General features: G+C 50.8%; 18 protein-coding genes and 1 tRNA gene. 14 read left to right on the top strand and 5 right to left on the bottom strand.

Annotated features, from left to right (window positions below; genetic code table 11):
• The first annotated feature begins 106 nt into the window (after nucleotides 1–106).
• Nucleotides 107–196 (top strand) — tRNA-Ser (locus tag ACQ0MK_RS06935).
• A gap of 111 nt (nucleotides 197–307) precedes the next feature.
• A complete protein-coding gene (locus ACQ0MK_RS06930; RefSeq protein ID WP_430475407.1) occupies nucleotides 308–646 on the top strand; it encodes a zinc ribbon domain-containing protein YjdM in 339 nt (112 codons plus the stop codon).
• Between the two features lie 86 nt (nucleotides 647–732).
• Here the strand turns inward: ACQ0MK_RS06930 and ACQ0MK_RS06925 are convergent, their stop codons facing one another.
• Together ACQ0MK_RS06925 and ACQ0MK_RS06920 are read right to left on the bottom strand one after the other, a co-directional pair.
• A complete protein-coding gene (locus ACQ0MK_RS06925) occupies nucleotides 733–2,973 on the bottom strand; it encodes a TRAP transporter permease (protein WP_430475406.1) in 2,241 nt (746 codons plus the stop codon).
• Nucleotides 2,974–3,088: 115 nt separating this feature from the next.
• Complete coding sequence (locus tag ACQ0MK_RS06920) at nucleotides 3,089–4,063, bottom strand: TAXI family TRAP transporter solute-binding subunit (RefSeq protein ID WP_430475405.1); 975 nt, start codon at nucleotides 4,061–4,063, stop codon at nucleotides 3,089–3,091.
• 297 nt (nucleotides 4,064–4,360) lie between these two features.
• Here ACQ0MK_RS06920 and ACQ0MK_RS06915 point away from each other — a divergent pair, with 297 nt between their 5' ends.
• From ACQ0MK_RS06915 to ACQ0MK_RS06875, 9 genes are all read left to right on the top strand, one after another.
• Entirely contained in the window at nucleotides 4,361–6,307 is a 1,947-nt protein-coding gene (locus tag ACQ0MK_RS06915) for a methyl-accepting chemotaxis protein (RefSeq protein ID WP_430475404.1), read from the top strand.
• Nucleotides 6,308–6,740: 433 nt separating this feature from the next.
• Nucleotides 6,741–7,514 carry an ABC transporter ATP-binding protein gene (locus ACQ0MK_RS06910; protein WP_430475403.1) on the top strand — a complete coding sequence of 258 codons (774 nt, stop codon included), beginning with the start codon at nucleotides 6,741–6,743 and terminating at the stop codon, nucleotides 7,512–7,514.
• Between the two features lie 88 nt (nucleotides 7,515–7,602).
• Nucleotides 7,603–8,400, top strand: a complete 798-nt coding sequence (locus ACQ0MK_RS06905) for a transporter substrate-binding domain-containing protein (protein ID WP_430475402.1) — start codon at nucleotides 7,603–7,605, stop codon at nucleotides 8,398–8,400.
• Nucleotides 8,401–8,511: 111 nt separating this feature from the next.
• Nucleotides 8,512–9,204, top strand: a complete 693-nt coding sequence (locus ACQ0MK_RS06900; RefSeq protein WP_430475401.1) for an ABC transporter permease — start codon at nucleotides 8,512–8,514, stop codon at nucleotides 9,202–9,204.
• Between the two features lie 3 nt (nucleotides 9,205–9,207).
• Nucleotides 9,208–9,951, top strand: coding sequence for an ABC transporter permease (locus ACQ0MK_RS06895; protein WP_430475400.1), 744 nt, complete (start codon nucleotides 9,208–9,210; stop codon nucleotides 9,949–9,951).
• 118 nt (nucleotides 9,952–10,069) lie between these two features.
• Nucleotides 10,070–11,209: a succinylglutamate desuccinylase/aspartoacylase family protein gene (locus ACQ0MK_RS06890; protein WP_430475399.1), complete on the top strand. Its 1,140-nt coding sequence runs from the start codon at nucleotides 10,070–10,072 to the stop codon at nucleotides 11,207–11,209.
• A 237-nt stretch (nucleotides 11,210–11,446) separates the two neighbouring features.
• Nucleotides 11,447–12,280 carry a deoxyribose-phosphate aldolase gene (gene deoC / locus ACQ0MK_RS06885; RefSeq protein WP_430475398.1) on the top strand — a complete coding sequence of 278 codons (834 nt, stop codon included), beginning with the start codon at nucleotides 11,447–11,449 and terminating at the stop codon, nucleotides 12,278–12,280.
• Nucleotides 12,281–12,339: 59 nt separating this feature from the next.
• Nucleotides 12,340–13,563, top strand: a complete 1,224-nt coding sequence (locus ACQ0MK_RS06880) for a phosphopentomutase (RefSeq protein ID WP_430475397.1) — start codon at nucleotides 12,340–12,342, stop codon at nucleotides 13,561–13,563.
• A complete protein-coding gene (locus ACQ0MK_RS06875; protein WP_430475396.1) occupies nucleotides 13,556–14,254 on the top strand; it encodes a DsbA family oxidoreductase in 699 nt (232 codons plus the stop codon). Before ACQ0MK_RS06880 ends, ACQ0MK_RS06875 begins: the two co-directional genes overlap by 8 nt.
• Nucleotides 14,255–14,310: 56 nt before the next feature.
• On the opposite strand, the gene mfd is transcribed toward ACQ0MK_RS06875, so the two are convergent.
• Together mfd and ACQ0MK_RS06865 are read right to left on the bottom strand one after the other, a co-directional pair.
• Nucleotides 14,311–17,808 carry a transcription-repair coupling factor gene (gene mfd / locus ACQ0MK_RS06870; RefSeq protein ID WP_430475395.1) on the bottom strand — a complete coding sequence of 1,166 codons (3,498 nt, stop codon included), beginning with the start codon at nucleotides 17,806–17,808 and terminating at the stop codon, nucleotides 14,311–14,313.
• A gap of 7 nt (nucleotides 17,809–17,815) precedes the next feature.
• Complete coding sequence (locus ACQ0MK_RS06865) at nucleotides 17,816–18,088, bottom strand: succinate dehydrogenase assembly factor 2 (RefSeq protein WP_430475394.1); 273 nt, start codon at nucleotides 18,086–18,088, stop codon at nucleotides 17,816–17,818.
• 228 nt (nucleotides 18,089–18,316) lie between these two features.
• Here ACQ0MK_RS06865 and recG point away from each other — a divergent pair, with 228 nt between their 5' ends.
• Entirely contained in the window at nucleotides 18,317–20,404 is a 2,088-nt protein-coding gene (gene recG, locus ACQ0MK_RS06860) for an ATP-dependent DNA helicase RecG (protein ID WP_430476012.1), read from the top strand.
• An 85-nt stretch (nucleotides 20,405–20,489) separates the two neighbouring features.
• Here the strand turns inward: recG and ACQ0MK_RS06855 are convergent, their stop codons facing one another.
• Nucleotides 20,490–21,356 carry a DUF502 domain-containing protein gene (locus ACQ0MK_RS06855; protein WP_430475393.1) on the bottom strand — a complete coding sequence of 289 codons (867 nt, stop codon included), beginning with the start codon at nucleotides 21,354–21,356 and terminating at the stop codon, nucleotides 20,490–20,492.
• 87 nt (nucleotides 21,357–21,443) lie between these two features.
• Here ACQ0MK_RS06855 and ACQ0MK_RS06850 point away from each other — a divergent pair, with 87 nt between their 5' ends.
• Nucleotides 21,444–21,827 carry a hypothetical protein gene (locus tag ACQ0MK_RS06850; protein ID WP_430475392.1) on the top strand — a complete coding sequence of 128 codons (384 nt, stop codon included), beginning with the start codon at nucleotides 21,444–21,446 and terminating at the stop codon, nucleotides 21,825–21,827.
• The gene (locus ACQ0MK_RS06845; RefSeq protein ID WP_350059767.1) at nucleotides 21,808–22,266 is read left to right on the top strand and encodes an NUDIX hydrolase; all 459 of its coding nucleotides are present in this window, start codon (nucleotides 21,808–21,810) and stop codon (nucleotides 22,264–22,266) included. Before ACQ0MK_RS06850 ends, ACQ0MK_RS06845 begins: the two co-directional genes overlap by 20 nt.
• Nucleotides 22,267–22,368: the final 102 nt, after the last annotated feature.

Below are 22,368 nucleotides of genomic sequence, written 5' to 3'. Positions count from 1 at the left end.
TCACATTATTTAACCAGCATTCGATGCAATATTCGATTGCCCTATTGACAGCGCCGCGCACCCAATTTATTGAAGCGCCCAGAGCGAAATGCTCTGACCAATTTGCGGAGAGGTGGCAGAGCGGTTGAATGCAACGGTCTTGAAAACCGTCGTGCCTTTACGGGTACCGTGGGTTCGAATCCCACCCTCTCCGCCATTCCCTTCAGACAGTGCAGAATTTAAGAATCTGGCGCAGACGTAAAAGACTGCGGCAAACGTGTGCTGTATCTGCTTTGACGTGTGAAACACCGTCTAAAAGGCCAATGATATGAGCGAATTACCCGCCTGCCCCAAATGCCAATCTCCCTATACTTACGAAGACGGCGACTTACTTATTTGTCCTGAATGCGCGCATGAATGGTCGTTATCTGCTAATACATCTTTGGAAAATGTTGTGCGCGATTCCAATGGAACGCCGCTTTCTGATGGTGACACAGTAACGGTTATCAAGGATTTGAAGGTCAAAGGATCGTCTTCAGTCGTCAAGGTGGGCACGAAGGTTAAAGGCATTCGGCTTGTCGAAGGTGACCATGACATTGATTGCAAAATCCCGGGGATTGGTCCGATGGGGCTGAAGTCGGAATTTGTGAAGAAGGTTGCTGAATAATCACCCAAAGTTTTGAATTGTAAGCAAAAAAGCGCACCAGATTTGGTGCGCTTTTTCGTATTGAAATCAATTGGTGTTAGGCGGTTTTAGTCAGCACCACCGGTTCGGAATGTTGTCCCCGGTTTAGGATTGATAACACGTTGGATAAGCAACGTTGCGACCGCAATCGCGATACCGATCAAATCAGTAACCAACCCGCCAGAGATCATGAACAGTGCTGCAATGATCAGCGCGACGCGTAAGAACCACACAGCATTACGTCCAAGGAACCAGCCTTGAACCCCGGCCGAGAGTAAGAACACGCCTACAACAGCGGTCACAAAGGCCTGTCCAATCTGCAAGTACGTTCCGTCCATCAGAATGGCCGAATTGTAGAAGAACATGAACGGTACGATAAAGGCTGCAATCCCGATTTTGAACGATGCAACAGACGTCTCCATCGGGTTCGCCCCGGATATCCCGGCGGCGGCATAAGACGCCAAGGCAACGGGTGGCGTAATCGCCGATACAACAGCAAAGTAAAACACGAAGAAATGTGCTGTAAGCGGTTCAATTCCAAGCTCAATCAAGCCTGGCGCAACCACAGATGCCGCAACAGCATAGGCCGCCGTCGTCGGCATCCCCATCCCAAGAAGGATGGCGATCAGCATAGCAAAGACCAATGCCAGAAGCTGTGATGCTTCAGCCAGTCCGAGAAGCAGGTTCGAGAAGCGTGCACCAACACCGGTAAGAGCAATCACCCCAACGATAATGCCCGCACAGGCACATACCGCAATGATCTGGATCGACATCCCACCTGCAAGCTCAAAGGCCTTCAGAACGGATTTAACACCCACCCGGTTTGGCGTCAGCCAACTTACCACCACAGCTGCCACTGTTGCCAGTGTACCTGCGCGAATTACCGAATAACCGAGGAACAACGCAACGATCAGAATAATGATCGGGAAGAACAGATAGACCTGCCTTACCATGACGTTAAAGCGCGGAAGTTCTTCTTCTTTCATCCCGCGCATGCCGAGTTTGGCCGCTTCGAAATCAACCATGAAATAGATCGACACGAAATACAGGATGGCCGGAATAACGGCGGCGATCGCAATGTCGGTATACGGAATGCCGGTGATTTCGGCCATGATAAAGGCACCTGCCCCCATGATTGGCGGCATAATCTGTCCACCGGTCGAGGCGGCTGCTTCGATCGCACCTGCGGTTTTCTTGTGGTAACCGACCTTTTTCATCAACGGAATGGTAAGCGACCCTGTCGCCACAACATTCCCGGCCGAAGTGCCATTAATCATCCCCATCAAACCGGATGCAAAAATCGCAACCTTGGCAGGACCACCACGGGCACGACCGGCAACCGAAAAGGCAAAATTGACGAAATAGTCGCCAACTTTCGATGCCTGGAGGAATGCAGCGAAGATAATGAATAGAATGATGTAGGTGGAAGAAACCGCCGTCGTCGGGCCAAGAATACCGGCATCAGTATAAACTTGGCTAAAGAATCGCTGCCAGGTAATCGCCGGTGATTGCAGGAATCCCGGAAGGAACTGGCCAACAAAAACGTAAACCAAGAAGATCGTCGCAATGATCACGAGTGCTAAACCTGCTACACGGCGGGTAAGCTCCATAATCAGCAAGGTTCCTGAAATCGCAGCAATCGAAATGCCAATCGGTGCGAACGGCGTCCCTGTCGAGTTGCGCATCAATGTGCCATAGATCGTGATCAAATAAACAGCAACGGCAAGCGCGCAGACAGTGAGGACGAAGTCAGGTGGAGAATATTTGTCACGGGTGGTTTTATGGAACCATGAGAGCACAATGGCACCAACTGTCGCAGCCATCAAAGGCGCGCCAAATACCCACGTTTCATTGAATTTAATCCGCGTATCCATCCCGTTCCACATGACACCATTATCAATTTCAAAGTAGAAACTGATCGCCGCACCAACTGCAACAAAGGCCGGGACAAGCAACACGTAGGACAGATAGCCAAGCAGTGGTGTTTCATTACTTGTGTCGTCAGAAAACTGGCTTGCAGAGTACCAGAGAAAACCAAGTGCTAATGCGCCCGCGACGTGGACGATACGGAAATTCCACGTCTCAAGCGGGAAATCAGGTAGGAAACCCAAGTTAACGAAGCCACCTGTCATGCCTGACAACGAGACGCCATTAAGGGCCAACATATGGAACGCGGCGTAGATCGCAGCCGTGATTGTAATAAATGTTAGCCCCCGGCCCTGAAATAGACGGCGGTTGCTTTCAACCGGTTCATCATCAACACCATCGGCGATGAGATGTTCGTCTTTCATTTTAGTCGGTTCGGTCATCAGGTTTTCCCACACTCTTGTTCATTTGTTTTTGGCAAGCTTCTTGGCGGCGATTGAGTCAAAGCGGGCCGCCATTGACTGGCGGCCCGCCTTTCGGCGTAAAGATCAGGCTGACTTAATAAATCATGTCAGCCGGAATGGATCCGCCATTTTCATTGAACCATTTGGCGGCACCCGGGTGCCATTTCATGACTTTGTTCTTGTCCCAGTTGCTTGGAACCGTCGAACGTGCAGCACGGTGGATTGAAACCATGCGGTCATTGTCAGACATCACAACGTTGGTTGCTTCATAAACGAAGCTTTCCGGAAGATCGCAATTGGCAATCGCAAAGTTCCACATGGAAACCGAACGTGCCGGAGCGGTCAGTGTTGTGTAAGTGTCAGCAGCAATGTCAAATCCAGATACCGGGAAGGCATCCATGATCTTGGTCTGTTCGTCAGTGGTGAACTCGATAATGTTCACATCGGTCTGAACTTCAAGCTGGCTGACAGCTGGAACCGGAACGCCAGCGGCGAACGCGATCACGTCAAGAAGTCCGTCCTGAAGCTGACCACCAAGGTCGGACCAGCCGCCATTGCGGCGTTCAAAATTCACACCGAGTTCTTCAAGCATACGCGGGAAGTAGGTGTCCGAAGTTGAGCCAGCCGGGCCGAAGCCGATTTTTGCACCATCAGGAATTTCAGATACCGACGTGATCCCCGAGGATGACAGTGCGGTGATAGAGAAAGGCGTCTGGTACATCGGGAACATTGCACAGGCTTTGTCCATCATAACACCCGGTGCAATCGGGTTGGTACCTGCAAGTGATTCAGCCGCGGGGCCCATCGTGGTCATGCCGAATGCGGCTTCAGCAGTGTGCACCAGTGCCATGTTCTGCATTGGGCCGCCGGTGACTTCACCACCGCCGGAAATGCCAAGTTCTTCAGCTACGAGGTTTGCCCAGCCCGAACCATATGCGAAATAGGTTCCGCCCTGTGATGCGGTCCCTACGGTGAAACTGTCTGGCCATCCGGCACGATCCTGAGCAACGGCAGCGGTGCTGCCGAAAGCGAACGCGACCGCCATCCCTGCAAATAAAGCGCGTTTCATTTTATTTCCTCCGTTAAACGGTAGTTTATAAGACTTTGCCCCCAAAAGGGTTCACACATATGGGGAACATCAAGGTTGAAGGCAATGTGGTCTATTATCAATAACTAAATCGGTCACATTGCATAGTGATGTTGATCTCTTACTCTATGCGACTTTCGTCTAACGTCCTCCGATACGCCTCCTCTGAGTGCGTATAATCGACTTTACTCAATTAATCATGATTCTGATGATATAATCGCTTGTAATCGCGCGATAACATTCCAATTTGATTAGTTAGACCTTTGCTTGGGGGACTAAATGTCGTTAAACATTGGCAGTCGAATTTTGCTTGCTGCAGCGTTGATCGTTGTGGCCACATTTGCCGCCTTCATTCTGTATTTTGACTTTCAGCAACGCACCTCAATTCAAAGTGCACTTCAGTCGAAACTGACAGAAAGCGGGTCTCTTGCCACGTCAGGTATATCGAACTGGCTGGATGGTCGCAGGCTTTTGATTGAAAGTCTGGCAAACAACATTGCACGAGATAGCTCCCCCGAAGCTGTAAGCGAAGTTGCCAGCGGTGAAGCGTTGGTTGAGTCCTTTATCTTTTCCTATTTCGGCAGTGCAGACGGCGTCATGACAATGTATCCGCCAGATGACCTGCCCCCTGATTACGATCCACGCAAACGCCCATGGTATGGTGACGCAGTCGCCATCGGCGACAGTACATTAACCGAACCTTATACAGATGCATCCACCGGTCAGTTGATTGTGACGGCCACCACCCCCGTACTTGATGGCTCTAAACTGCTTGGTGTTGTCGGTGGGGATATCGACATCACCATTCTGGGAGATCTGGTGCGCAGCATTGACTTGGGCGGGATTGGCTATGCCTTCATGGTCAATGATCAGGGTACTGTTATCATTCATCCCAATGCCGACTTCACCCTAAAACCAATTGCAGAGGTTTTTCCCGAAAACACGCCAACCGTGGCGGCAGGCATGGAAAGTGTCGTGAACGGCGCCGGTGATCAGTTGTTTACCTTCTTCCGGGTCGATGGATTGCCATCGGTCAACTGGTATCTGGGTTTCGCACTTGATCGCGATGCTGCTTATGCATCCCTTAGCGAATTCCGCTATACCGCGATCCTTACCGCGATTATTGCGGTTTTGGCCATTATGGGCCTGATGGGAATATTGGTCCGCAGTTGGGTTTCTCGCCCTGTACTGAGTATGACCTCGGCAATGACCCGCCTTGCCAAGGGCGAAACTAATGTCGAAGTGCCCGGAACTGATCTTAAGGACGAGATTGGTGCAATGGCCGCAGCTGTGCTGGTTTTCAAGAACAATGCCGCAGAAGTCGACAGACTGGCCCGCGAGAATGAACAGGCCACAGAACGATCCGTTGAAGAACGAAAACGTGCGCTTGATCAAATGGCAGACAATTTTGAGAAAAGCGTGCTTTCGATTGTCGAAACAGTTGCCGAAGCAGCAGAGCGTACTCAAACGGTCGCAACCCAGCTTTCTGCAAACGCTGAAGAGTCCACTGCCCGTGCAGCCGCCGTATCCAATGCGGCGAATATTACGACAGAAAACGTTCAGGCCGTTGCATCCGCGACCGAGGAACTCTCCGCGGCCATTCGCGAGATCGGTGCACAGGTTACCCAGTCTATTAGCGTAGCAACAGAGGCCGTGGATGGGGTCAACAACACGACAGCAACGGTGACTGAACTGGCCGAAGCCGCCGAGCGGATTGGCAAAGTTGTCGGGCTTATTCAGGATATTGCGGGTCAAACAAACCTGCTGGCACTTAATGCCACCATTGAAGCCGCCCGTGCTGGCGATGCAGGCAAAGGCTTTGCCGTTGTTGCCGGCGAGGTGAAGTCGCTTGCCAATCAGACCGACAAGGCGACTGGAGATATCCAAACCCAAGTGGACGGAATTCAGGGGTCCTCTGCCCGCTCTGTCTCAGAGATTGAATCAATTTCAACAACCATCGAACGCATCAATGAGTTTTGTAACGCGATTGCTGCTGCTGTCGAACAGCAAGGCGCTGCAACACGTGAGATCGCCGATAGCGTTCAACGTGCAGCATCGGGCACGCAAGAAGTTTCCCAAAACGTTTCGGCAGTGTCGGATGCATCAAACATGGTGAGCGAAGAAGCCAATTCGCTTCTTACATCATCACGAGAGATGCGTGAGCTGGCCCAGCGATTGCGAGAAGAAGTTCTTGGGTTCTTGAAATCTGTTCGCGACAACAAATAATCAGATCTGGTTGCAGGTTCGAACCAAACACCATCGACCTTATGAAGCGGGTCGGTGGTGTTTTTATTTGTGATCGGGCTTGGGAAAAACATCTGGTGTCAGCTACGAGGTTGGGAGGAGTCTATAGAACATCGTTCTGATCATTTGATCGCAGTCAAACCGTTGCCCGAATATCGAGCGTGGTTTTTTATTGCGTAAAATCCCTTACTCATGCACGATTTGTGCGATGCGGTTCTTGCTTATGATGAGTAACCGTCTGAAACCGCTGTTTTCTTCATAAAACTGCAAAAAATCAGTGGAAATACTCTCATCGGATGGGCAATTATTGACGGAATGAGAGGCGCGTTAGCGTGTCTTGTGGGGGAGCATCTGATTACAGGTGCTAAGACAAACGAAAAACTGAGACTCTCAACAGGGGAATTTTTAACTCGATATGAGCAAAAACATACCCGCCCTTCAGGTCGAAGGAATGTTCAAAAGTTTTGGGGATCATGAAGTCCTCAAAGGAATAGACCTTGCGGCCAATACAGGCGATGTAATTTCGATTATTGGCTCCTCTGGATCAGGCAAAAGTACTTTTCTGCGTTGTATCAATCTGCTTGAAACCCCCAATGCGGGGAAAGTCCACGTTCACGGCGAACTTATTCGCATGAAGACGCTTAAGGACGGATCGCAGGATGCCGCAGATAAAAAACAGCTCCAACGCATTCGAACCAAACTGGCAATGGTTTTTCAAAGCTTCAATCTTTGGAGCCATCTAACCATTCTGGAAAATGTCATCGAAGCACCGGTTCATGTTCTTGGCATTCCGAAGAAAGAAGCAATCGAGCATGCAGATGCCTTGCTTCAGAAAGTCGGAATGTATGAGCGCCGTGATTATTATCCGGGCCATGTATCTGGTGGCCAGCAACAGCGTGCTGCGATTGCGCGTGCGCTTGCCATTGAACCCGAAGTTTTATTGTTTGACGAGCCGACCTCGGCCCTTGACCCGGAGCTGGTGGGTGAAGTGTTGAAAGTCATGACAGATTTGGCCGAAGAAGGCCGTACGATGTTGGTCGTCACCCATGAAATGGGCTTCGCAAAAGGCGTATCGAGCCACGTAATGTATTTACATCAGGGACGAGTTGAGGAATTTGGCAATCCGGCTGATGTATTTGAGAATCCAAAATCAGAACGCATGAAGCAATTTCTTCAGCGGGACTTCTGATTTGGGCAGGCCGTAATTTGTGTGGTTGCGGTCGCAAGGATGGGAACAATGAATTGTGTACCATTCCAATTAACAAGGGAGAGTTTAAATGAAAAACTGGATTAAGGTTGCATCTGCCGCTGCTATTGGCATTGCACTGAGCGCGTCGGCAGCAAATGCTGCTTGGGAAAAAGTCGTTGTCGCGACCGAGGGTGCCTACCCTCCGTTCAACATGATGGACGAAAACGGCAAGCTCATCGGTTTTGATGTGGATTTCGCAAACAAACTTTGTGAAACCGCCAAAATTGAATGTGAAATCGTTGCTCAAGACTGGGATGGTATGATCCCGGGTCTTCTTGCCAAGAAATATGATGCGATCATTGCGCAGATGTCGATCACGGAAGAACGCAAGCGTTCCATCGACTTTTCCGACTATTACAGCAGCACCCCTGCTGTTTTCGTTGGTAAAGACGGCATGAGCATTGAGGCGTATAAAGACGGCGAAGTCATGGACGGTGCACTTGATGGTAAAGTCATCGGTGTTCAGCGTTCGACCACCCATGCGAACTTCCTGGAAGATAACTTCCCGGACATCGAAATCCGCATGTATGGTACGCAGGACGAAGCACTGCTTGACCTGACGGCTGGTCGCGTAGATGCAACCCTTGCTGATTCCGGTACACTTGACGATTGGCTGAAGTCCGAAGAAGCCAAAGGCTATGGCTTTGTTTCCAACCAGTTCGCACCGAGCGAATGGTTTGGCGATGGCGCAGGCATTGGTATCCGTCAGGAAGACCAGGACCTGAAAGAAATCTTCAACAAAGCTTTGGCCGAAATGCTTGAGAACGGCTCTTATGCAGAGCTGAATAAAAAGTATTTCCCGGCGATCAATCTGCATCCGAATTGATCTGCGAAATATACTAGGGGCGGCAAATTATTGCCGCCCCACCCTTATTGTTGTTCGGTCTTCTGTTAGGGGCGTGAAGAACGATCAGCATCAAGGAAAGCTGGAGACATTATGCTCGATTTATACGGCCGCGGCTGGCAAATGCTTGAAGGGGGACTGGTTACAGTTCAACTTTGCCTAACCGTCTTGCCATTCATGATTATCATCGGATTGTTGGGCGCATCTGCCAAACTTTCCCGTTATCGTACATTGCGCATTATCGGGGAAAGCTACACCGTTCTTATTCGCGGCATTCCTGAGCTTCTTGTTATTTTATTGATCTATTTTGGTGGCACAATCGCCGTTCAAAACCTCGCCGAATTGATATCGGGTGAAGAAACCCGTGTTGATATCCCGGCATTCTGGTCCGGCGTTGCCGCACTGGCCTTGGTTCAAGGTGCTTTCGCATCCGAAGTATTCCGTGCGGCCATGCAATCCATTCCAGTTGGCCAAATCGAAGCTGCGACCGCATGCGGCATGAGCCCACGCCAGATTTTCATCCGTATTAAGTTGCCGCAACTCTGGCGGTTTGCCCTTCCGGGGCTTAACAACCTGTTTCAGGTTCTGATCAAGGACACTGCCCTTATTTCAGTGGTTGGTGTCGAAGAAATCATGCGCAAAGCGGCCATTGGTGCCGGAACAGAAAAAGCACCCTTTACCTTCTATCTGGTTGCGATGCTGATGTTCCTTGCATTTACAACAGCTTCGCTGATTGTCTTCAATCATCTTGAAAAGCGGGCTGCCCGCGGAATTGCGAGGGCGTAAGAGATGTTTGAAGATCTGATATACGTTCTTGGAAAATATGACGGATGGCTTTGGCAAGGTTTTTTGCTTACGGCTGAATTACTGCTCATTTCCGTAACATTCGGGACACTGCTTGCGATCCCTCTTGCGGTAGCACGTGTTTCCAAAAAAGTCTGGATACAGGCGGTCCCGTTCGCATTCATCTATGTTTTCCGTGGTACACCACTGATCGGTCAGCTGTTCATGATGTATTACGGCGTCGGGCAGCTTGTTTCAAACATTGATGGCATTCAGGACCACTGGAGCTGGGTCTATTTACGCAATCCCTATTGGTATTGCCTGCTGACCTTTGTTTTAAACACGGCTGCCTATGTTGCCGAAATTATGCGTGGTGGCATTCAGAATGTGCCGAGTGGCGAATTGGAAGCGGCACGTGCTTGCGGCATGTCATCATCGACGACATATCGCCGCATCATTTTCCCCCGCATGTGGCAAATGATCTGGCCCGCTTACACCAATGATGTGATCTTTACGCTTAAGGCCACCTCGCTTGCATCTACCGTCACCATGATGGAATTGACAGGTGCGGCGCGCAAAATTGTCGCGCGAACGGCCCTGCCCTATGAAGCGTTTATTTCTGCCGGCGTGATCTATTTGATCATCGTCTATACCCTGACATTTGGCTTTAAGGGTGTTGAGCGTTATTTACGCCGGAACGAACGCCGTAAAGACAAAGCGCCAGGGGCTGCCAAACCCGCCTCCGCATAAGAGTTAGAATACGAAAGCAGCCCGGTATCTTGGTGATAGGCATCCGCAAAACTGTTGCGACATGCTTTGATCCAGCCGGGCTTCTTTGCCCCACGTCGCCATTTTCCAGGACACCACCATGCAAGAAGAACGCATTGAACTCCTTCGCCCCCAGATGGGCACATCCCGCGCATTAACGGTGCGCCGTTATGGCAAAGCCGGTGCAGGTCCCAAGGCATACTTCCAAGCGGCGTTGCACGCCGATGAGCTTCCCGGTGTCATCACCTTGCATCATCTTGAAGCGCTTTTGAAAAAAGCGGATGAAAAGGGTGAAATCACCGGCGAGATAGTCGTTGTACCGTTCGCCAACCCGATTGGCTTTACGCAATATGTCGATATGAAACCGCTTGGCCGGTTTGAGATGCGTAGCGGTCAGAACTTCAACCGTCACTACCCCGATCTAAGTGATGCGCTGATCGATGCTGTTGACGGAAAACTTGGTCAAAACCCGGACGAAAACGTCAAATTGATCCGTACAGAATTGCGTCGTCTCATTGTGAAACATCGCAAGGATGTGAGCCCGTTGACCGATCTGCAGGACCTTCGTCTTACCTTGGCGGAACTTGCGATTGATGCTGATTATGTGATGGATCTGCATTGTGATTGGGAAGCACCCATGCATCTTTACATTAGCGATCACAACTGGCCAGACGCGGCGGATCTGTCCGCACAAATCGGCTCAGAATGCAGTCTGATCGCCGAAATTAGCGGCGACAACCCGTTTGACGAGGCGTTTAGCCGTCCATGGGTCGAACTCCGCCGTGCATATGGCGACAAATTCCCGATCCCGATGGCGACCCTTGCCACCACCATTGAATTGCGTGGTGACCGCGATGTCTATGATGAATATGCCATTCCAGATGCGGCAAACATGTTCAAGTTTCTGCAACGCCGTGGGTTAATTTCGGGTGATCCGGGGCCCCTGCCCGAAGCAAAATGTGATGCGACCCCACTTTCTGGTGTTGATCGTGTGATGGCGCCACATGGCGGTATGGTTGTGTTTGCTGCCCAAGCTGGCGCCAAGGTCAAAGCAGGTCAAGAATTAGGATATGTTCTTGATTGCGAAAACGGTGAAAAGACTGTGTTTTCAAGCAGTGTTGATGGCGTTCTGTATTCCCGAATTGGAACGCGCTTGATCGTGCCGGGGGGATATTTGTGTTCTGTTGCTGGTGACAAGCCGATAGCCGGACGTGAAGGACAGCTGTTGTTGTCGAAATAACTTTTCTTTCCAGCGTTCAGAGCCGGTTCTTCCTGTTCTGATTGAAACTGTGTTTTAGGACGGATTGATTGATTGCCGGGGCAAGGTTGGGTACCTTCTTGGCTGTTGATTGATCCGTCTTTATTTTTGAGATCAGATGTGGTCTTAAACCCGACTTTCGCCGCGATCTTATGCATTGATATGAGATCGCGACGTTTACCAAAATAACCGCGCACGGCGCGTTGCTAGGATGCTTTGATGTTCGACCCGAAAACTGTTTCTGACGTAATTGCTGCTGCCAAACAAAAGGCAGTGGCCGACGCTGATACTGCGCGTCGTGCCATTTCCGTTCTGGACCTTACCAGTCTGAATGACGATGACACGCCAGAGGTCATCGAAACTCTTTGCAAGCGTGCCCAAACCCCTGAGGGTAATACGGCTGCTGTTTGCGTCTATGCCCCGTTTGTCGAAACATCATGGCGCACGTTGGGACAATGTGGTGTTAAAACCGCCACGGTGGTGAATTTCCCCGAAGGCGGAACCAATGCGCAGCGTGTCGGGGATGAAACCGCTGACTGCGTAGCAAAGGGTGCAGACGAAATTGATCTGGTTTTCCCCTACAAAGCGTTCCTTAACGGTGACAGCATGGTTGCGGCTGAAGTGGTCGATGCCACACGGATGGCCTGCGGTCCGATGACGACGATGAAAGTCATTCTTGAAAGTGGCACGTTTGATGACCTGACCAAGGTTTACGAAGCAGCCCGCCTTGCGATCAAGCATGGTGCGAATTTTGTGAAAACATCTACCGGGAAAGTGCCGGTCGGCGCGACACCGGAAACGGCTGTTGCCATGTTAAGTGCAATTCGTGATGCCCGTGATGAAGATGGTGTTGATGCAGGTTTCAAGGCATCTGGCGGGGTTAAAACCACCGAAGATGCCGCCCTTTATATTGCAATTGCCGATAGCATCATGGGCGATGGGTGGGCCAAGCCCGAGACATTCCGCTTTGGGGCAAGTGGCGTTTTGACGGCCCTTCTTGCAACTTGTGGCGTCAATCCGGGTGATGCACCTGCTGCGACTGGCAACTATTAGAAAAACTGACTATCTGCGAGATAAGATATTCGCCAGATCAGGCTTGAAGGAAGACATCAATGGCACGTGCCATCATCATTGTAGCAGACAGTTTTGGAATTGGCTCCGCACCGGACGCATCGAAATTCGGTGATCAGGGTTCAGATACCCTTGGTCATATTGCCGAACATTGCGCCAAGGGCATTGCCGACAGCGATCAGCGCAGCGGCGAGTTGAATGTTCCCAATATGGTGGCACTTGGTCTGGGCGAAGCAGCCAAAGATGCGACGGGCCGCGTTCCGCCGGGACTGGACCATGGAGGTGCGATTATTGGTGCCTTTGGTCATGCCAAGGAACTGTCGCGCGGCAAGGATACCCCAAGTGGCCATTGGGAAATTGCCGGTGTGCCGGTTGACTTTGACTGGGGTTATTTTCCGCTGACCGTTCCGACATTCCCGGCTGAACTGACGGATGAGCTCATCAAACAGGCAAAACTGCCGGGGATATTGGGCAACTGTCACGCGTCGGGTACCAACATCATCGCTGAACTCGGGCAGGAACATATCAAGTCCAGAATGCCGATTTGCTATACCTCGGCCGATAGTGTGTTTCAGATTGCCGCCCATGAAGAGCATTTTGGTCTGGACCGTCTTTATGAGGTTTGCGAGATCGCGTTTAAATTGGTCGAGGCCTATAACATCGGTCGCGTCATTGCCCGCCCGTTCATTGGTGAAAGCCCGGCCGATTTCAAACGGACTTCCAACCGTCGTGATATCGCAGTGCCGCCGCACAAACCGACCCTGCTTGAACAGTTTAGTGATACGGGAGGCAAGGTGATTTCGGTTGGCAAGATCGCAGATATCTATGCCCATCGTGGCATTGCCAAAAAGGTCAAGGCATCGGGCAACATGGCCCTTTTTGATGCCATGATGACCGAAATTTCCGAGGCACCCGATAACAGTATTGTGTTCACCAACCTTGTGGACTTCGATATGGAATTCGGTCACCGTCGTGACGTTCCGGGCTATGCAAACGCACTTGAAGAATTTGATAAACGTATCCCGGAACTTCGTGCTGTGCTGAAACCCGGTGATCTGGTGATCATTACTGCTGACCATGGCTGTGATCCATCTTGGCGGGGCAATGATCATACCCGTGAGTTTGTTCCGATCTTGGCATTCGGTCCGGCAATCGCCCCCGGCCCGTTGGGGATGCGCGAAACTTTTGCCGATATAGGACAAACGGTTGCCGATCACCTTGGGATTGCACCGCTTGGAACAGGTACCTCTTTCTTGAATGGATAACGTCGTGAACTGGCAGGTCGGACAAAGCGAAACATCAATGACACCCATCCGGATCGAAGCGATTGTCGATACGATTTGCCCATGGTGCTACATCGGGAAAAAACGTCTGGAAAAGGCATTGTCGCGTGAGAAATTCGACAATCTGATCATTAACTGGCGCCCTTTCCTGCTGAACCCGGATATGCCAAGTGGCGGCATTGACCGCAAACTGTATCTGTCGGCGAAATTTGGCGGGGCTGACAGTGCAACCCGCGTTTACAAGACGATTGAAGATGCAGGTGCTGCTGTTGGTATTGATTTCAAATTTGAAGACATCAAAGTCACGCCGGATTCAACGGATTCTCATCGTCTGATCTATAAGGTTTGCGCAGAACGTCCGGCTGTTGGTAATGCGTTGGTTGAAGACCTGTTTGTTGCCTATTTCCTAGAAGGGCAAGACATTGGCGATCATGAGCTGTTGGCTGAAATCGCCGTGCGTCATGGTAGCGACCGTACGGAAACTTTGGAATATCTGGCGGGTGATATGGACCGCGAATTTGTCGGCCAAGAAAACCGCGTGGCCCATCAAATGGGCGTCACCGGGGTTCCCTGTTTCCTGTTTAACAGCCGTCACGCTCTTTCAGGCGCACAGGAACCTGATATTTTACAACGGATGATCCGGCTTGCGCGACAGGAAGAAATGCCAGTTTAACGTTTCTAGTTGGCAAGACAAAAAGGCGGGATAACAATTTGTTACCCGCCTTTTCTTTATGTGTTAACTGCGATATCTGACAGCCGTTTCATCAGACGTTTAAGGCCTTCAAGACGATCAGTCGGGCCATCCCATCCTGCGGCATAGACAATCTTGTGATCCGGTCGCAGGCGCGCGACGCCAACCTGTTGCTGAATGAACCCGATCAATCCACCCGGATTGGGGAATTCGTTATTATGCAGCGTGATCAAAGCACCTTTCGGCCCAGCATCAAGCTTTTCAATATTGGCAACACGGCACCATTGTTTGATGGTGACGACATCCAGAAGGTTTTCAACTTCTTTCGGCAGTTTGCCAAACCGATCGATCATTTCCGCTGCGAACTGGTCAACTTCTTCGCGTGAACGCAGTTCGGAAATTCGGCGATAAAGTCCAAGGCGAACACCCAGATCCGGAACATAACGATCCGGGATCAGAACCGGCATGCCAATATTGATCTGTGGGATGAAGCTTGCTTCTTCAGACGCGTCAATCTCACCTTTGGCCTCGGCCACGGCCTCTTCGATCATTTGCTGATAAAGTTCGATCCCGACTTCCTTGATGTGACCGGACTGTTCTTCGCCAAGCAGATTGCCTGCGCCACGAATATCAAGATCATGGCTGGCAAGGTTGAACCCGGCACCAAGGTTATCAAGCGTTTGCATGACTTCAAGGCGCTTCAGTGCCGTTGCGGTCAGCTTCTTACCATTCGGCAATGTAAGATAGGCATAGGCACGTTGTTTGGACCTACCGATGCGGCCGCGCAGCTGATAAAGCTGAGCCAACCCAAACATATCTGCACGATGGATGATCATGGTATTGGCGTTTGGAACGTCGATCCCTGATTCAATGATATTTGTCGCAAGCAGAAGATCAAACTTACGATCTGTGAAATCGGTCATGACCTGTTCAAGATCACGGGCACCCATTTGACCATGGGCTACATCAAACTTGATTTCCGGCACTAAGCTTTCAAGTTCCTTGGCCACTCGGCCCAGTTCATTCACGCGCGGGCAAACATAAAATATCTGACCACCACGATGGCGTTCGCGCAAAATTGCTTCGCGTACGACAACCGGGTCATAGGGCGTGATATAGGTTCGGACAGCCAATCGGTCGACCGGCGGTGTGGCAATGATCGATAGTTCCTTCACTCCGGTCAAAGCAAGCTGCAAAGTCCTTGGGATCGGTGTTGCCGTCAAGGTCAGGACGTGAACATCGGATTTCAGTTCTTTTAAGCGTTCTTTGTGCTTAACCCCGAAATGCTGTTCTTCATCCACGACCAAAAGACCAAGGTCCTTGAAATGAACACCATTGCCCAAAAGCGCATGTGTGCCGCAAACGATGTCGACATGCCCGCTTTCGATATTGTCTTTCACCAGTTTTGCATTTTTGCCGGTGACCAAACGTGAAAGTTGCTCAACCCGAACCGGCAGACCATCAAATCGCTGTTTAAAGTTTAGATAATGCTGTCGGCACAAAAGAGTTGTCGGTGCAACGATGGCAACCTGTTTCCCTGACATGACGGCGGCAAAAGCCGCACGCATCGCAACTTCGGTTTTGCCAAAGCCAACATCACCACACACAAGACGATCCATTGGCTTGCCCGCGGAAAGGTCATCAAGCGTATCGTTAATCGCACGTGCCTGATCTTCGGTCTCGGCAAACGGGAAACCTGCACAAAATTCGTCATAATTGCCTTCGGGTGCTTGCAAAACAGCACCTTTGCGCAGATGACGTTCGGCAGCAACCTTGATCAGCTTACCAGCCATATCGCGAATACGTTCGCGCAATTTGGCTTTGCGGGCCTGCCACGCAACACCGCCCAGCTTATCAAGGATCGACAATCCTTCGTCCGAGCCATAGCGTGACAGCACTTCGATGTTTTCAACCGGCACAAACAATTTGTCACCGCCATCATATTCCAGCTCAAGGCAGTCGTGCGGTGCACCACCGGCAGTGACGGTTTTCAGGCCAAGATAACGGCCAATACCATGTTCCAAGTGGACAACAAGATCGCCTTCGGAAATTTCGGATGCTTCGCGCAGGAAGTTATCAGCCTTGCGGCGTCGACCACCCGGACGACTCATACGGTCGCCAAGGATATCCTGTTCGGTTACAAACCAAAGGCCTTTGCGACGGAAACCACGTTCGATATCAAGGATGACTACGCCAACATGCTCATGGCTAAGATCATCAATGACGTCTTCCCAGCATTCACAAGGAACAACTTTGCCAACGCCATGTTCGCGCAGCAGCGACACGATCCGGTCACGTGAACCATCGGAATAGGTCGCGATTACTACCTGATTTTCTTTGCCACGCTGGGCCGTGATGAAATCACGTAGTTCGTCATAAAGATTGGTGTCCGCACGCGCACGTACATCGCCAAAATCCCGCCCTGCGCGTGCGCCAAGATCAAAAATCCCGCGTTCGGGGTTTTCATCATCGTAATATGGCGAATATTCCAGAACAGTCCGATCCGACAACATGCGGTCAAATTCGGCATGATCAAGATAAAGTCGTTCTGTCGGAACCGGCTTATAAACGTTATCACCGGCAAGCCCGCCGCCCTTGATGTTCAGGCGTGCCTGATAGTAATCGTCAATCATCTCAAGACGATTTTCGATAACTTCGCTGTACTGATAATCAAGGGTGACAATGCTGTCTGGCAAATAGGCAAAAATCGTATCAAGCCCGTCATGGAACAGCGGCATCCAGTGTTCCATGCCACCATATTTCAGGCCGTTCGAGATCGATTCATAGAGCGGATCGGTTTGGGATACCGCGCCAAACAATTCACGATATCCGCTGCGGAAACGCGAAATACTGTCAGGATCAAGAAACACTTCACCCACCGGAAGAAGTGCGATTTCTTTAATCTTGCCGACGGTGCGTTGGCTTTCAACGTCAAACCGGCGGATGCTTTCGATTTCATCGCCAAAGAAGTCAAGACGTACCGGGTCTTTCATGCCAGGGGCAAAGATATCAACGATATCGCCCCGAACAGCATAGTCGCCGGGTTCCATCACCTGTTCAGCCCGGTTATAGCCCATGCGTTCGAAATACACGGTCAGTTCCGTGCGGTCATATTCTGTGCCGGCCTTGAAGGCGAGCTTACCTTTGCGCATCACATCAACACGCGGAACACGCTGCATCGCAGCCGCCGCTGTTGTTAGCACGATACGTCCAAAGCCAGCGGCCGGTTTGGTTCCCTCTGACAGCGTAGTCAGGGTTTCAATTCGGCGTGCTGTGACTTCTGAAATCGGTGAAACACGATCATATGGAAGGCAATCCCAAGCCGGCAGAGTCAAAACTTCGACTTCGCCAGCAAAAAAGCGCAATGCTTCTGCCAATTGCGACATGCGTTTGTCGTCGCGCGCAATATGCAGGATGGTTGCGTTCTTTTCCGCTGCCTCCAATAGCTCACGCAGGATCAGGGCGTCGGAACCTTCCGGTACCCCGCCAACACGTTTGCGACCTTTGGCCGATATGATTTCTTTGATTTTATTCAATGGATTATCAGGCGTTGCTCAATTCCTGAATCATCTGCAATACGTCGGTATTGTACTGCGCGGGTGCTGCTTCCTTGCCTGTCGCCCATTTAAAGAAATCCGCATCCGGGACTTCGTTAATCAGAACTTCAAAGGCATCAAGCTGCTGTTCAGTCAAAGTATTGAGATGCTTGTCCATAAAGCGCCCCATCAGGATATCATTTTCTTTGGTGCCGCGGTGGCTGCCACGGAACAGCAACTTCTTGCGCCGCATTTCAAGTTCCGAAATGTTTTCAGTCATGATCGATCTCCTGGCTTATTCTTTGGGGCGCCCTGTTACCGGGCTGCCGCACATTATTCTGTGGCAAGGTTTGTACGGCAAAACGCCGTCTGGGTCCATGCTGTGATCAGGCGATTTTGCATCAATTGGTGACTTGACGGTTGTAGCAGGATAATTTTGTTGTATACCCGTGACGTAAACGCAATTGTTCTATTAACGTTCTCATCGAAAGTTGCAACGAAAACCGACATGCGCCCGGAAATCCTGTTCCCGCTTTTTGCTGAAATTGACACCCTTCCCGGTATCGGGCCGCGGTTAAAGCCTCTTGTTGCGCGGTTGATTGCTGGCGAGCATGTCGTTGACTTGCTGTGGCATTTACCTTCAGGGATCATTGACCGTCGGTTTTCCCCGCCGCTGGAAGAAACCATCGATGGATCTGTCGTTACCATGGATGTCTGGGTCGAACGTCACGATCCCCCGCCCAATCGCCGCCGACCGTATCGTGTAATTTGTAAAACCCAAAGTGGATCGCTTGTTCTGGCATTCTTTAATGCGCGGGCAAAGTACCTTAATGAAGTTTTGCCTGTTGGCGAAAAACGCATCATTTCGGGCAAGATTGATCATTATCGCGGTGAATATCAGATTACCCATCCCGACCGGATCGGGACCGAGGCCGAACGCGATGAAATCCAGACGGTCGAGCCGGTATATCCGATGTCAGCCGGTGTGACTGGCAAAACGTTGACCAAGGCAACCCGTGCCGCATTGGCAACAGTGCCTGAATTTCCGGAATGGCATGATCCGGCATTGGTTGCCCGTCATAAATGGCCAGATATTCTAAGCGCGTTACATACGGTCCATAACCCACAAGATGATGCCGACCTGTCACCAGATCATCCGGCGCGCAAACGGCTTGCCTATGACGAGTTACTGGCCAATCAGCTCGCACTGGCCTTGATCCGGGCCAAGATGCGCAAGCTTGGTGGCCGGATTACCAAGGGCGATGGGAAGCTGCGTGAAGGATTGGCAAGCCACCTGCCCTTTGCAATGACTGGTGCGCAACAACGATCGTTAACTGAGATTTATCACGATATGGCCAGTGAAGGTCGCATGTTGCGCCTGCTGCAAGGTGACGTCGGATCGGGCAAAACTGTTGTGGCCTTAATGGCAATGCTGAATGCTGTGGAATGTGGACGTCAGGCCGCTTTAATGGCGCCAACAGAAATTCTGGCCCGTCAACATTTTGAAACGATCTCGCCGTTACTCGAACAAATCGGCATTACCTGTGCAATCTTGACCGGTCGGGATAAAGGAAAGTCGCGTAAAGCCACCCTTGAAGGGTTCGTAAATGGTGACGTCCAGATTGCAGTTGGAACTCACGCGCTGTTTCAGGATGACGTTGTGTTTAAGGACCTTGCCTTTGCTGTGGTTGATGAACAGCATCGCTTTGGTGTGCATCAACGCCTGATGCTCGCCGGGAAAGGTCAGGCTGTTGATGTGTTGGTTATGACAGCAACGCCGATCCCGCGCACCCTGACCCTGACAGCTTTTGGCGACATGGAAGTTTCACGGCTTGATGAAAAACCGCCGGGACGTAAGCCGGTGGATACGCGGGTTTTGCCGATTGATAAAGTTGACGATGTTATTTCTGGCATTGGTCGCGCCATGAGGACCGGAACCAAGATTTATTGGGTTTGTCCGCTGGTTGAGGATTCCGAAATTCTTGATCTTCAGGCCGCTGAAGAACGCTATCGTGTGCTGGTCGATTTGTTTGGTGAAAGTCGTGTCGGACTTATCCATGGCAAAATGAAGGGCAAGGAAAAGGATGAAGTCATGGAGCGATTTTCCCATGGCGATACATCGATCCTTGTTGCCACCACTGTGATTGAGGTTGGGGTTAATGTCCCTGAAGCCACGATTATGGTAATCGAACATTCCGAACGGTTTGGACTTGCACAGCTTCATCAGTTGCGCGGACGCATTGGCCGTGGCGATGCGGCATCTACCTGTTTGCTGCTTTATGGCAGCCCGCTGGGTCAGGTGTCCAAAGCGCGGCTTAAAATCATGCGTGAGACCGAAGATGGTTTTGTCATCGCCGAAGAAGACCTGAAACTGCGTGGGGCTGGTGAAGTTCTGGGAACGCGCCAAAGCGGGCTTCAGGAATACCGGTTGGCCAATCTTGAGATGCATAGCGATTTACTGGCGATTGCACGTGATGATGCGCGCCTGATTGTGAATCGCGACCCGGAGCTTCAAAAAACCCGCGGCGAAGCATTGCGTCTGTTGCTGTATCTGTTTGAACGCGATGAGGCCGTTCGATATTTCCGTTCCGGATAAAGATAAAAGAAGGGCGCCTTGATCCAAAGCGCCCTTCTTTTTGATTAAGATATGCCCGCAAATAATGATGTGAAAACCGTGTTACTTATGCATCTTCGCGGGTTTTACCGTTTTCATCCTGTGGCTTTTCGCTGGGTTCCATACGCGTGGGAATATCGCGCGACACCAGAATGGGCACGTTTTCCTTTTCACGCAAAACGTCGACATCTTCATATGTTTTTGCGGCGACCCTTGGTTTTTGCTGCTCATCAAGGGGGCGACGGTCTGGCGGGGTTACAATGCCACCAGACATCACCATCTTGATTGCTTCTTCAACGGTCATATCAAGGATGACAAGATCGCGCTTTGGCACGAACAACAAGAAACCTGATGTCGGGTTAGGTGTTGTTGGCAGGAAGATATTGATAACCGTATCTTCTGTCAGATGCTGTACTTCACCCTTGGTTTCGCCGGTGATAAAGCCAACCGCCCACATGCCGCGACGCGGATATTCCAATAAAACTGCCTGACGAAACGCATTTGACTGATTGGCCAGTACCGTCTCAAGAATTTGCTTGATCGCGCTATAGATGCTGCGAACGGCCGGAATGCGCCCCAGAATACGTTCATATAGTTTGATCAGCGCCCGACCCGCAAAGTTCGTAGTGAACCAGCCAACAATGGTAATGAAAACAAGAATCACCAAAAGGCCAAAGCCGGGAATACCGTAATCCTCATACCCAACAGGTAAATAGTTTTCCGGATTGTAGTGCGCGGGGATCAGCGGAATAACTTTGCTATCGACAAACTCGATAAACCACCAAGCCAAACCAAACGTAATCGCAAGTGGTGCGCTAACAAGAACACCAGTTAGGAAATAGGCTCTCATTCGGGCAAAGAAGCCCGGACTTGGAATCGCATGACCGGAACTCTGATTGTCCGTATCATTCTTGTCGTCGCGCTTGGCGTTCATTGATCACCTGTGCTGAAGTGCCGCATCCAAAGGCCAACTCGCAAGAATAGCTTTTGGCATTTAGTATTTGTAAGTAAGAATATGGCTATGCTGCGACATCGGGCCGGGGAATTCCCGTTCCTTGATGTGATAGCAGTATTCAAGTTTGCGGCGCAACCAACAAACCGTAAATGCCGGTTTCTGAACTGTTGTGGAGATGTTTTGCAGGTCTGGATTGTCGAATATATTTATGACGATGATGGCTCAGTCGGGGTCAAAACATCCAAGGTGCGCGCACCTGATTACGAAACCGCACGCCAATATGCCCTTGGCAGCGCCCCTGCCAAAGATTTTGTGATGTCTCTTCATCCAGAATCCGAAGATCAGTTTCTGGGAACTCCTGGTATCCGTGCCCGTGAAATGACTGGGAAAGTCGTGCACGACCTGCCTGATCCGGATGATGATTTGAAAGATGACGATGACGATTTCTGAAATTGATGAGCGCAGCTTCTTACCACGCCCGATTATTGGTGTCGGTGCCGTGGTTTGGCACCAGGATCGCATTTTGCTGATCAAGCGGGGCAAGGAGCCCAATATTGGCAGTTGGAGCATTCCAGGCGGTGCGCAGGAAATCGGGGAAACGGTTCGTGATGCCGTGTGCCGTGAAGTTATGGAAGAAACCGGCGTTAAAATTTCCAGCCCGATTTTGGTTGATATCGTTGATTTAATTTCGCCCGCCAAAGATGGCAAAATCGAATATCACTACACATTGATTGATTTTGTTGCCGTCGCCCTTAACCCTGATGTCCGCCTTGGTGGCGATGCCGCCGATGCAAAGTGGGTAAAGATCAGTGATGTTACGAACTACAAGCTTTGGAACAAAACAATTGAGGTGATTGCGAAATCACGATCAATCCTGTCTGGAAATTAAGCTGCTTCATTTTGGCAACAGGCTTTGCCTTTCTGAGATATCCGCCCCATCCATCGGACAATCACAAAAAAGGCGGCACCCATAAGATGCCGCCTGATTTTT

Source organism: Thalassospira lucentensis, from assembly GCF_050516545.1.
GTDB lineage: Bacteria > Pseudomonadota > Alphaproteobacteria > Rhodospirillales > Thalassospiraceae > Thalassospira > Thalassospira lucentensis_C.
The sequence above is the reverse complement of the archived record's forward strand: the minus strand, read 5'-3'. Positions and strand labels throughout refer to the sequence as shown.